Here is a 12314-nt window from a genome sequence, read left to right as displayed (position 1 = left end):
AATGTCGAAGCATCATAAAAAATATAAGAAATACGTTCAGAAAAAGGTTTTTACATCGCCTGGAACTCTTGAGTATGTAGGCAAAGATGTGCCGATTGATACTGTCGTAAAATTAGTTGAGTTTAATGATGAAATTTACCAGCAAAAAATAGTTAAATCAATCAGTGAGTGTCAACTCTCTCCTATCGAAACGCACGTAAATTGGCTTGATGTTGATGGCGTGCATGAAGTACATATTGTTGAAGAAATCGGTAAGCACTATCACTTACATCCGCTATTACTTGAAGATGTACTGAATACCGAGCAGAAACCCAAACTGGAGCATTTTGGTGAGCAAAATATTTTTGTGATAATGAAAATGCTACAATTCAACGAAGCTCTCAACGAAGTTGAAACCGAACACGTAGCACTCGTTTTGGGAAAAAATTACGTAGTTTCGTTTCAAGAAATGCACAAATCTGATGTTTTTGCTCCGATTTTCGCTCGACTTAAAGCATCAGTGGGCAAAACCCGAAAAGGCAAAGCCGACTATTTATTCTATTCCCTCTGTGATTTAGTGGTTGATAACTATTTTGTCGTTCTCGAAAAATTTAGTGAAAAATTGGAGGAATTAGAAATAAAAATCATCGAAAATCCTCATCGAGACGACCAAACAGCACTCTATGAACTTCGCCGAGAATTGATGCAAATTCGTAAAGCAGTTTTGCCGCTCAGAGATATTTTTGGCACACTCACTCGTGAGTCATCCGAACTGATTCACCCCAACACAATCATCTATTTACGTGATGTTTACGACCATATTCTGCAAACCCTCGAAACGATTGAATCTTATCGAGAAATGATTGAAAACATTCAGAATATTTATCTCACCAGCTTGAGTAATAAAATGAACTCGGTCATGAAAACACTCACGGTTTTTACCGCTATTTTTATGCCTTTAACCTTTATTGCGGGTATTTACGGCATGAACTTCGATAATATGCCCGAATTACATCACCCAAATGGCTATTTTTATACGCTCGGTAGTATGATTGTTATTTCAATCATTCTTTGGATTTACTTCAAATGGAAAAAATATGTTTGATTCTGTAAGGCGAATACTCACCTTATCAAGCATTTTTTCAACTTTTACCCCATCAAAATACCTGTTTGTCGCTGAAAAGCAGGATAGAATAGCACCATGTATCCAAGCTTAATTAGATATTAACTATCTTTGAGCAGTATGGTCTTCATTAACAAAACTCATCTCTAAAAATGCAGAAACAACTATCAATTTTATTGTTGATTGTATTGGCTTCTTTCGGGGCATTTGCCCAAAATAAAAAGAAAACCAAAGCTTCTCCAACACCTGTTACAACGGTCGTGCAGGCTCCAAAGCCTCCACAAATCAACTACGACAGTACTTTTAAAGCACTCAAATGGCGAAATATCGGCCCATTCCGTGGCGGTCGTTCGGTGGCAGTTTCGGGCGTAGTTGGTAATCCACAAGTGTATTATATGGGTACAACTGGCGGAGGACTTTGGAAAACTACCGACGCTGGACTTAATTGGACAAATATCTCGGACGGTTATTTCAAAACTGGTTCGGTTGGGGCAGTTTCGGTGGCAGAATCTGACCCGAACGTTGTGTACGTGGGTATGGGCGAACACGCTCCTCGTGGCGTGATGACCTCTTACGGCGATGGCGTTTATAAATCGACCGATGCAGGAAAAACTTGGACAAAGTTGGGTCTTGACCTTACTCGTCATATTTCTCGCATTAGTATTCACCCACAAAATCCTGATGTTGTTTATGTGGCGGCTCAAGGTGCATTGCACGGTGCTGGCGAAGAAAGAGGCGTTTACAAATCAATTGATGGTGGTAAAACGTGGAAAAAGACACTTTTTGTTGATAATAACACAGGCTGTTCGGATTTAAGTATGGACATGACTAATCCAAGAATTATGTACGCTGCCATGTGGGACCACCGTCGTTTACCGTGGCAAATGGTGAGCGGTGGCAAAGGCAGTGGTTTGTATAAATCGGTTGATGGTGGCGAAACTTGGACAAAACTCGATAAAGGTTTGCCGAAAGAATTGGGAAAAATGGGAATTGTGGTTTCGAGAGCAAATCCGAGCCGAGTTTTTGCGGTCATTGAATCTGATACTGAAAAAGAGCAAGGTGGTGTTTTTCGCTCCGACGATGCAGGAAAATCTTGGACTCGTGTAAGCAAAGACCACCGAACGGTTCAACGTGCGTGGTATTACATCGAAATCTTTGCCGACCCAGCCAACGAAAACATCGTTTATGTACTTAATTCTCCCACCCTTAAATCTATTGATGGTGGCAAAACCTTCACTCGTGTTTTTGGCGGAACCCACGGCGACCACCACGACTTGTGGATGAATCCGAAAGATGGTAAAAATATGGTTTTGGGAAATGATGGTGGTGCAGCCGTTTCGTTCAATGGTGGGCAGTCATTTTCTCCGCAAAACCAAATGCCTACGGCTCAGTTTTACCGAATCAATGCTGATAATTTGTTTCCATACCGAATTTATGGCGGTCAGCAAGATAATACTTCGGTCATGATTCCGAGTCGAGTAACCAATGGTGGCGGTATCCGTGAACGTGACTGGGAATATTCGGCAGGAGGTGAAAGTGCATTTTTAGCATTCGACCCCGATGCACCTCGCTACGTAATGGGCGGAAGTTATCAAGGCACAATTGAGCTACTCGATTTGCAAAACAAAGAAGGAAAAGGCGTAATGACAGCCCCGATTCAATACCAAGCCTTGAAAGCGAAGGAAATGAAGTACCGCTTCAATTGGAATGCTCCAATCATCTACTCAAAACGTGAAAAAGCCTATTATCATGCAGGAAATGTGGTTTTGAAAACAAGCGATTTGGGCAAAACTTGGACGGAATTTTCGACTGATTTAACGCGAAAAGATACAACCAAACTCGGTTTAGGCGGAGCTCCCTATACCAACGAAGGTGCAGGTGGCGAAAACTACGCAACGATTTCGTACCTAATTGAATCGCCTAACGAAGCAGGTGTTTTTTGGGCAGGTAGCGATGATGGCTTGGTGCATATCACAAAAGACAATGGCAAAACTTGGACAAACGTGACACCAGCTGGCCTCGAAGAATGTTTGGTAAATGCAATAGAAGTTTCACCACACGATAACGCAACGGCATACATTGCTACGCATCGCTACAAGCAAAATGACTTTACGCCTTCTATCTATAAAACAACCGATTACGGTAAAACTTGGACTAAAATCACCGAAGGAATTCCGTACGGAGCGTGTGTGCGGGTGGTGCGTGAAGATTCTCAGCGAAAAGATTTGCTTTTTGCAGGAACGGAAACTGGTTTTTATGTATCAATGAATGGCGGTAAGAATTGGTCGAATATGCAATTGAACCTTCCAATTACGCCAATCACCGATTTGAAAGTTCATCAAAATGATTTGATTGCCTCAACTCAAGGCCGTTCGTTTTGGATTTTGGATGATTTAGCTCCGATTAGAGAACTGAAAGGTGAATTATCAAAAGATAGTTTGACGGCTTTCACTCCCGAAGATGCTTACCGAGTTTCGGGGCGTAGCTCGCTTGACAAAGTTAGTGAAGAAGACGAAGAATCAACTTCAACTTTCGGAGAAAATCCATCAACTGGTGTAGTTTTTTATTATGGTTTACCTGCCAAACCTGATACTACCTTGGCCTTCACCTTAGAAATCAGCAACGCAAAAGGCGAAATCGTAAGAACGTACAGCAGCAAAAAAGAAAAAGGTTTTGAGGTTTACCCAGGTGGCCCATCGCCCGACCCAACGCTTCTTATGAAAGGCGGCATGAATCGTTTTGTGTGGGATATGCGTGCCGAAACCATCAAAGGTATTCCGAAAGTATTTATCGAAGGTAGTTATGATGGCCGTAAAATGTCTCCAGGTACTTATTCGGCTAAATTTACCTACGGAAAACAAATTAAAACTGTTCCTGTGAAAATTCTCGCCGACCCACGCATCAATGCAACGGCCGCCGATTATCAAGACCAAGAAAATACACTCAAATCGCTCGAAAATAGCGTAAATGATATTCACGAGTCAATTGCCAAAATGCGAAAGATTTCTAAGCAAATTAGCGAAGTGAGCAGTCTTTTGGCCACAAAAACTGAGCTAAAAGCAGTAGTGGATGCCGGAAATGCGATTGTGAAGAAAATCAAAGTTTGGGAAGAAAAATTGGTACAGAACAAAGCAGAATCGAACGATGATATTATCAATTTCAAGAATATGCTAAGTGCCGATTATATTTTCGTAAGAGGCGAAGTTGACTCAAACGTACCGACCGTAACGAGCGGGCAGAAAAAACAACTCGCCGCCCTCGATGCTCAATGGAATGTACTAAAAACCGAAATGAATGAGTTGATTTCGAAAGATATTGCCGCCTACAATAAACTCTGTGCCGAGAAGGTAATCAGTAAAGTTATTATTCCTTAGAATTTGCATTAAAATAGCTTGAAAACACTTGTGGCACATCCTTAAAGGTGTGCCACAATTATCTTCACGAAAAACTAATATTCTCGACCCTTCCAGACCAATTTAGTTGGTAAGAAATAAGAAACCAACTGCAAAAACCAAAACACATACATATACATCGTGTAGGCAGGAATGTATTTCAGAAGCTGAGTCTGATTTAAAATTTTAAAAATTCGGTTTCCTACCAAAAAATTAATTAAAAGATTTAGGAAAATAAACGCCAAAACACTTTTCCACGAAAAAAAACTAATAATCAGCAAAATAGGCAATAAGAAACCTTGAATTAAAGCAGGAAAAATCAAAACAGATTGGGTTGACATTCCGCCCGAAACCCAACGTTTACGTTGCTCAAAATACCTTTTTGGTGGCTTGGTGAGCGTCATAGCATCAGGCATGAATAATTGTTTAAAAGCAAAGCCTTTATCAATAATTGCCTTGTAAATGGCATAATCTTCCACAATCGAAAAACCAACTTTTTCGTAACCGCCAACCGCCCAATAAGCCTCCGCCGAAACCATCATATTATTGCCCATTCCTGTTGATTGAATCTTGAAATCGGCCAACGTTTTCATTAATTTCAGCGTAAAAAGCCACTCAATTGCTTGGCTGGCTTCAAACCAATTTTTGTTTTTTACGAGGGTAAGCCCGACAATTACGCCTTCGTTTTTTCTCGCAACAATAAAAGATTCAATCCAATTTTTAGGCACCTCAATATCAGCATCGGTAAAGAAAAAAAGCTCACCCGTTGCCAGATGAGCCAATTGTGCCAAAACATTTGCCTTACCTTTCAGTCCAACAATTTGTTTTTCTATTTTAATGTATTGAATATAAGTATTTTTGGCCGTAAATCTTTCAATAATTTCAGATGTTGCATCAGTCGAATCATCATCTCCGATAAGAATTTGTAGCTTATCTTTCGGGTAACTCAGTTGAGTAAACGTAAACAATAAATCCGCAACATTTTCTTCTTCATTTCTGGCAGCTACTAAAATACTTACGTTCGGAAATTTCATGACTACTTTTTTTACAACCTTGGACTGTTGACCGAAAACTATGGACTAAAATTAGTCTCTAATTGTTGAAGCAATTTTCTTGAAATCACCCACTAAATCTTTGTAGCTACTGGCCAAAGTCCAGCACAAAACTTGATAGTAATGGGTTTTAGATTCTACATAAGTTACCAAATATGTCACTTTAATATCTTTACCATCTTCGGTTTGTAAAGTAGCATTTAGGTCAGTTTGATAGAATTTATTACCATTCTGCTGAAATTCAGTCGGTTTTGATTCTTGTGCCTTTGGGTCTTCTGACTTTAAGCTTTCAATCACCGAATCATGAAATTCTTTTAGGCTGTTATACTTTGTACCTTCGGCTTCCAAATCTTCCTTTGCATCTTCGATTACTACAACATAGGCTTCTTTGGTTTTGTTCATGTATTGCATCGAAGCAACATCATTGAGCGAAGTGGTTTTGACCATGTAATCGGGAACCGACATGTAAATAATATGCCCTGCTTTTTGTTCTACGAATTTGGTCTGAGAATAACTTTGGGAGGCACTAAAAATGGGGATAACGGTTAGAAAAAGTAATTGTTTGAGGTTCATGAGTAAGGGGACGTGTTTAGTTTTTGCAAAAGTATTTAAAGTTTTGAGAACTGAAATCCCTGACTCGAAAAATGTTCTAAAAATCTCGGCAAAGCGTAAGACATCCGTTTGTTGGCCTTAATACTATCATGAAAAAGTACAATTGAGCCAGCTTCAGTGTGCTTAATTGTTTTATGTAGGACAGTCTCGGGCGATAAGTCTTGAGAGAAATCACCAGTAAGTACATCCCACATAACTATCTCATGGTTAGGCAATAAACTACGGGCTTGGCTTCGCTTGATACGCCCATAAGGAGGCCGAAAAAGTTTAGTTTCAATGCCGTGTTTTTCGATTTCAGTTTTACATCTGACGCTATTTTCCAAATAAGTAACATCATCGCTTGCCCAACCTCGCAGATGGTTGAAAGTATGATTTCCGACCGAATGCCCATTATTTATTATTTTCTGAAAAATACTCGAATTTTTACTAATATTATCCCCGATACAGAAAAAAGTGGCATTTGCTTGATATTTTTCGAGTGTTTCCAGCACAAACTCGGTTACTTCGGGTATTGGGCCATCATCAAAAGTTAGATAGATTTTCTTTTCATCAGAGGGTTTTCTCCAAACGAAATTAGGGTATAAAGCCCGCATCAAAAAATTAGTTTTGTGCAAAAACATCGCTCACGGTTTTTATGCAAAAGTCTGAATTTTTAGTCAGAAATAATATTTAATTTCTAAATTGCACCAACGAAATCATAAAATTTCATGCAAAAGCATCTTCTGTTTATTATATTCTTGTTTTCTTTTCTGAATGCGGCGGCACAAACCAAACCTTTGAGCAACCGCATTGCCAACTATGATATTTCGGTAAAACTCGACCCCGAAAAACATACGCTCACGGGCAAAGAAACGCTGGTTTGGACAAATACTTCGACCGATTACATCACCGAATTGCAATTTCATTTGTACCTCAATGCTTTCAAAAACAAAAACTCGACTTTCATGAAAGAATCGGGCGGACAGCTTCGGGGCGAAATGATGGATAATAAAAACAAAGGTAATTTTGGCTGGATTGATATTACTTCAATGAAAGTTCGTGGTAGAGAAAATCTGACCTCAAAAATCAAATTTATTCAACCCGACGACCTCAACGACAAAGACCAAACCGTGATAAGTGTACCGCTTAGTCGACCAATTGCCCCCAACGAAAGCATCACGCTCGACATCAATTTCAAAGCTCGATTGCCCAAAGTTTTTGCTCGAACAGGTTATGCGGACGATTATCATTTGGTCGGGCAATGGTTTCCGAAAATCGGTGTTTATGAATCGGCAGGAATGCGTTATGCAAAAAAAGGTGCTTGGAATTGCCACCAATTTCACGCTGACAGCGAGTTTTATGCCGATTTTGGCACTTATCGAGTAGATATGAACGTTCCGAAAAACTTTGTTTTGGCCGCAACGGGTGTTTTTCAGAACGAAAAAATCAATAAAGACAACACAAAAACCATCAGCTACCGAGCCGATGATGTGCATGACTTTGCGTGGACGGTTTCGCCCCGCTTTGAGGTAAGCGAACGCCAGTGGAAGCACGTAAAAATAAAAGCGGTCGTGCAGCCCGAACACAGCGGTAGCACCGAACGCTATTTTCAGTCGGCTATTGCAGCTTTAGAGTATTTCCAGAAACACCTCGGTAAATATCCGCACCCAGTTTTGACATTGGTTGACCCACCGCTGGCAGCTGCAGGTTCGGCAGGTATGGAGTACCCAACTTTTATTACTTGTGGCGAAACAACTTGGGGCTTGCCAAAAGGAATTCGCTCGCCCGAAGTAGTGACAATTCACGAATTCGGACATCAATATTTTCAAGGTATGCTGGCCTCGAATGAGTTTGAGGAATCGTTTTTAGATGAAGGTTTTAATCAATATTATGAAAGCCGAATCATGGATGCCACCTACGGCAAAGGTTCAATGATAAATCTCTTTGGTTTCAAACTGAACGATTCCGAAAACCCTCGAATTGCCTATGTAAGTATGAAAAATGTAAAAATTTCGGAGATTTTCCGAAAATCGTGGGAGTACCCAAAAGGCACTTACGGCACATTGACTTACATGAAAACCGCCACCATGCTACAAACACTCGAAAACCTGATTGGAACGGAAGTAATGGATGAGGTGATGCAAACATACTTTATCAGATGGCGTTTTAAGCATCCTGCCGTAAAAGATTTTGTGGCAATAGTCAACGAAATTGCTCCCAAACGCACCAATTATAAGTACGGAAAAACCTTCAATTGGTATTTTGAGCAAACGCTTTATAAAGCCCCCGATTGTGATTACGAAGTAAGTGAAATCGATGAAAAGCAATGCACCATCAAGCGTTTGGGCGATATGATAATTGCAACTGAAATACTCGTAAAGTTTACTGATGGAAAAGAAGAATTAATCAGTTGGAGCGGCGAAGACTATTCTAAATTATTGAAGTTTGAAAAGCCAATCAGCTCAGTAACAATCGACCCAAAAAACAAGATTTTGTTTGATTTAAACTTCAATAACAATAGCCGAAGCATCGAGCAATCTTCACTACCTTTCATCAAATATGCTCTAAAAATGATGTTTTGGGTGCAGAATTTATTGAGTTGGGTGGGGTGAAATAAAAAAGGAAGGCTTCGCTTTAAGCGAAGTCTTCCTTAAAACTACTCATTATATTTATTTTTCATCAAATACGCCCTAAAATTGATGTTTTGGATGCAGAATTTATTGAGTTGGGTGGGGTGAAATAAAAAAGGAAGACTTCGCTTAAAGCGAAGTCTTCCTGAAAATCTAATCAAACTCAATTTCAAATTTTTCTAAATTATTGAGGTTATCACATCTTGCATGAAATTTTTCAAATTCCTCCCTACCACCAAACCATTTTAAAACATCATCCCTCTTTAATCTTGTAGTAGTAGTTCGCAAATGTGATTGATAAGAAGAATGTGGGTATTTTCTGAAATCATTTATAAAGCAATGTTTTTCAGGATTGTGATGAATATAGTAAATTAGCTCTGTAAAATATTCATCGTTATCAACCCATACTCTACGAAAAGGCTCTTCAAATAATCTTCCAGTACGTTTATACACTTTATTGATAGTTTGAGAATAGCTCTTAAAAAAACTCGCAAAAGCATTACTCAAAAGCCAATGAATAGGCTTATTAGCGTTTTTAACCAAACTATCTTCTGATAGTTTTATTTCATTTTCAGAACGAGTTTTTACTAACAGATGAAAGTGATTTTTCATCAAGCAATAAGCATACGTTTCCGCAACTGGACTTACAAATTGAGTATATTTTTGCAGAAAATACACATAATTTCTTTCTTCTTTGAATATGTTTTCTCCGTTGATTCCTCGATTATAGATGTGATAATAACTATCAGCTTGGAGTGGCTCAATATTGGTTTTCATACCAAATGTTATTTTTATATTCAGCAAAAGATTTCGATGTAAAAAGGAAGGCTTCGCTTGGAGCGAAGTCTTCCTTAGAAAACTAACTATTCAGCCTTTCTCGAAAGTATCCAAAGCCCTACGAATGTTATAAATCCATTGAGCATTAATTTCGAGAAACCAAATTCAAAATCAAGATTTGCCTTCGTGAACTCTTCAATTCCGTAAGTTAGAAATGGAGCAGCTACGCATACAAAAGGCACATATTTATCCATTAATAGACGTTTAAGGTAAAGTCCAAAGGCAAAAAGTCCGAGTAGTGGGCCGTAAGTATAACCCGCAATATTAAATACCGCCGAAATAACTTCCTGGCTATTCAACGTCCTAAAAATCAAGATTACTATAATAAACACTACCGTAAAACCAATATGCACATAGTGTTTGAGGTTCTGGCGTTTGGCTTCTTCGTACTTCTCGATATGCAAGAAATCTACACAAAATGAAGTCGTAAGTGCCGTAAGTGCCGAGTCCGAACTGGCATAAGTAGCCGCAGTAATACCCAACAAAAACGTAACGGCTGCCAAAGTCCCGAACTGATTACCCAGTGCCAACGAAGGATACAAATCATCAGTTTTAGCAGGAATTGGCAAGCCCATTTTTTCAGAATACAAATAGAGCAATACACCCAAACTCAAGAAAAGCAAATTCACAAAAACCAAAACTACATAAAACCAAAACATATTTTTCTGTGCTTCGCCGATGCTTTTGCAAGTAAGGTTTTTCTGCATCAAATCTTGGTCGAGGCCAGTCATGACGATGGCAATAAACGCTCCCGACAAGAAATCTTTCACAAAATGATGTTTATTCGCCCAGTCCCACACAAAAACCTTTGAATATTGACTATCTCGAACAGTTGAAAATAAATCGCCAACGCCTAAATTGAGTTGTTGTCCAATCAAATAAATCGTCAAAACCAATGCCGTAAGCAAGAAAAAAGTTTGAAGTGTATCGGTAATGATGATAGTTTTTACACCACCTTTGAATGTATAAACAAAAATTAGAGCCATTGCAATCAAAACCGTCACCTCAAAAGGCACACCTAAAGCATCAAAAATGGCGAGTTGCAAAACCTGTACGGCCACATACATACGCACCGCCGAACCAACAGTACGAGAAAGTAAGAAAAAAGCCGACCCAGTTTTATACGACCAAAAACCAAAACGTTTTTCGAGATAACCATAAATCGAAATCAGATTTAGTCGATAATACATCGGCATCAAAATCGTGGCAATTACCCAATAGCCCACTGCATAACCCAGCACCACCTGAAAATAAGAAAACTGAATTTTTCCGACTGCACCCGGTACCGAAACGAACGTTACGCCCGAAATTGATGTTCCAATCATACCAAAAGCCACCAAATACCAAGGCGATTGGCGATTAGCAGTAAAAAAGGTATTAGTATCTGCTCCTTTGGCAGTATAAAACGAAATTGCAATTAGAATTAAAAAATAAATAACCAGAATCGTTAGTGCGAGTGTTGATGACATAAATGTTTAGGGTTTAAAATCTTATCCAAATATCAAAACTTTTTTTTCGATAACAAAACTACTCTTTCGCAAGAATGAATTATCTTAGCATTAGAAATTGATGTTTGATTATTTAAAAATGCGTTTTTTTGTTTAAAAAACACTTGACTATCAATTTTTTATAAAAATTAATTAACCCAAATTTGTGCAAAAAACTCGACAAATGACAACGTTACCAAGTCCAGAAATTGAAGTAATTGAAAAGGTTACTGAAGACCTCGAAGCTATTAAATTATGGGAATTAGTCGTTTTCAATGATGACATAAACACCTTCGACCACGTAATATCTACCCTTATTGATGTTTGCCAGCACTCGCCCGAACAAGCCGAACAGTGTACTTTGATTATTCATTATAAAGGAAAATGTGGTGTAAAATCAGGAGATTTTGAGGAATTAGCTGCCATGAGAAACGAAATCTGTCGCCGTGAGATTTCGGCTGAAATTATGTTGAAGTAGGCTATAGTTCAACAAAAATTTTCTTTTGGCTACTAAAATAAATTCAGACGCAGAGTTCGAATCTCTTCTTCGTCACATTATGCAAAGCAAAAACTATCGACCATCGTCTATGACAATGGACTAAAAAAATGAACTTCCCCTCAAAACTAATAGAAGAAGCTGTTATTGAAATCTCAAAGCTACCGGGAATCGGTAAAAAATCGGCTTTGAGGCTGGCTTTGCACTTATTGAAAAGAGATGAATCGCAGACGCAACTCTTGGCTGATGCTCTTATCAGTATGCGTACAAAAACTACTTTCTGCAAAAAGTGTCACAATATTTCTGATGACGAACTCTGCTTAATTTGCAGTTCGCCACGCCGTGATATTTCGGTGCTTTGTATTGTAGAAGATACCCGTGATGTACTGGCCATCGAAAATACCGCCCAATATCGTGGACTTTATCATATTTTAGGAGGAATCATCTCGCCATTAGCGGGCATTGGACCTAACGATTTAAACATTGAGTCGTTGATAAAAAGAGTCGAGCAAGAGCCTGATATTCAAGAAATTATCTTAGCACTTAGCCCAACAATGGAAGGCGATACTACCGCCTTTTACCTACAAAAACGACTAAAACCTTTCAATAAAAAAATAAGTACCATAGCTCGTGGAATTCCAATCGGTGGCGACCTCGAATATGCCGATGAAGTAACCCTCGGCCGAAGTATTACGAGTAGGATTGCTTATGAGTAGTCCCTAACCAC

At 39.0% G+C, this 12314-nt stretch carries 10 protein-coding genes; 5 read left to right on the top strand and 5 right to left on the bottom strand.

All coding sequences use genetic code 11. The features are described 5' to 3' along the window. The first annotated feature begins 1 nt into the window (after window position 1). Both corA and IEX65_RS27215 read left to right on the top strand, forming a co-directional pair. On the top strand, window positions 2–1084 hold the full coding sequence (corA, locus tag IEX65_RS27220; RefSeq protein WP_188771442.1) for a magnesium/cobalt transporter CorA: 1083 nt from the start codon (window positions 2–4) through the stop codon (window positions 1082–1084). Between the two features lie 170 nt (window positions 1085–1254). Then, a complete protein-coding gene (locus IEX65_RS27215) occupies window positions 1255–4476 on the top strand; it encodes a WD40/YVTN/BNR-like repeat-containing protein (protein WP_188771440.1) in 3222 nt (1073 codons plus the stop codon). Between the two features lie 74 nt (window positions 4477–4550). Here the strand turns inward: IEX65_RS27215 and IEX65_RS27210 are convergent, their stop codons facing one another. Genes IEX65_RS27210 through IEX65_RS27200 form a run of 3 tightly spaced genes read right to left on the bottom strand, consistent with a single transcriptional unit; the run spans window position 4551 to window position 6778 of the window. After that, on the bottom strand, window positions 4551–5528 hold the full coding sequence (locus IEX65_RS27210; RefSeq protein WP_188771438.1) for a glycosyltransferase: 978 nt from the start codon (window positions 5526–5528) through the stop codon (window positions 4551–4553). 51 nt (window positions 5529–5579) lie between these two features. Continuing rightward, entirely contained in the window at window positions 5580–6119 is a 540-nt protein-coding gene (locus IEX65_RS27205) for a hypothetical protein (RefSeq protein ID WP_188771436.1), read from the bottom strand. A gap of 35 nt (window positions 6120–6154) precedes the next feature. Continuing rightward, window positions 6155–6778 carry a polysaccharide deacetylase family protein gene (locus tag IEX65_RS27200; RefSeq protein WP_188771434.1) on the bottom strand — a complete coding sequence of 208 codons (624 nt, stop codon included), beginning with the start codon at window positions 6776–6778 and terminating at the stop codon, window positions 6155–6157. Window positions 6779–6865: 87 nt separating this feature from the next. Here IEX65_RS27200 and IEX65_RS27195 point away from each other — a divergent pair, with 87 nt between their 5' ends. Beyond that, window positions 6866–8749, top strand: coding sequence for a M1 family metallopeptidase (locus IEX65_RS27195; RefSeq protein WP_188771433.1), 1884 nt, complete (start codon window positions 6866–6868; stop codon window positions 8747–8749). Window positions 8750–8920: 171 nt separating this feature from the next. On the opposite strand, the gene IEX65_RS27190 is transcribed toward IEX65_RS27195, so the two are convergent. Beyond that, entirely contained in the window at window positions 8921–9544 is a 624-nt protein-coding gene (locus IEX65_RS27190; RefSeq protein ID WP_188771431.1) for a hypothetical protein, read from the bottom strand. A gap of 86 nt (window positions 9545–9630) precedes the next feature. Beyond that, on the bottom strand, window positions 9631–11073 hold the full coding sequence (locus IEX65_RS27185; RefSeq protein WP_188771429.1) for a sodium:solute symporter: 1443 nt from the start codon (window positions 11071–11073) through the stop codon (window positions 9631–9633). A gap of 202 nt (window positions 11074–11275) precedes the next feature. Between IEX65_RS27185 and IEX65_RS27180 the strand changes: the two genes are divergently transcribed. Beyond that, a complete protein-coding gene (locus IEX65_RS27180; RefSeq protein ID WP_188771426.1) occupies window positions 11276–11569 on the top strand; it encodes an ATP-dependent Clp protease adaptor ClpS in 294 nt (97 codons plus the stop codon). Between the two features lie 128 nt (window positions 11570–11697). Further along, a complete protein-coding gene (gene recR / locus IEX65_RS27175; protein WP_188771424.1) occupies window positions 11698–12303 on the top strand; it encodes a recombination mediator RecR in 606 nt (201 codons plus the stop codon). Window positions 12304–12314: the final 11 nt, after the last annotated feature.

The organism is Emticicia aquatilis, assembly GCF_014644295.1.
Taxonomy (GTDB): domain Bacteria; phylum Bacteroidota; class Bacteroidia; order Cytophagales; family Spirosomataceae; genus Emticicia; species Emticicia aquatilis.
Note: the sequence above shows the minus strand (reverse complement) of the source record. Positions and strands in the feature narration are given on the sequence as shown.

Coding starts and splice junctions, on each gene's coding strand:
- IEX65_RS27190 (WP_188771431.1), bottom strand. CDS start 9,544: ATGAAAACCAATATTGAGCCACTCCAAGCTGATAGTTATTATCACATC.
- IEX65_RS27180 (WP_188771426.1), top strand. CDS start 11,276: ATGACAACGTTACCAAGTCCAGAAATTGAAGTAATTGAAAAGGTTACT.
- IEX65_RS27205 (WP_188771436.1), bottom strand. CDS start 6,119: ATGAACCTCAAACAATTACTTTTTCTAACCGTTATCCCCATTTTTAGT.
- recR (WP_188771424.1), top strand. CDS start 11,698: ATGAACTTCCCCTCAAAACTAATAGAAGAAGCTGTTATTGAAATCTCA.
- IEX65_RS27215 (WP_188771440.1), top strand. CDS start 1,255: ATGCAGAAACAACTATCAATTTTATTGTTGATTGTATTGGCTTCTTTC.
- IEX65_RS27185 (WP_188771429.1), bottom strand. CDS start 11,073: ATGTCATCAACACTCGCACTAACGATTCTGGTTATTTATTTTTTAATT.
- IEX65_RS27210 (WP_188771438.1), bottom strand. CDS start 5,528: ATGAAATTTCCGAACGTAAGTATTTTAGTAGCTGCCAGAAATGAAGAA.
- IEX65_RS27195 (WP_188771433.1), top strand. CDS start 6,866: ATGCAAAAGCATCTTCTGTTTATTATATTCTTGTTTTCTTTTCTGAAT.
- IEX65_RS27200 (WP_188771434.1), bottom strand. CDS start 6,778: ATGTTTTTGCACAAAACTAATTTTTTGATGCGGGCTTTATACCCTAAT.
- corA (WP_188771442.1), top strand. CDS start 2: ATGTCGAAGCATCATAAAAAATATAAGAAATACGTTCAGAAAAAGGTT.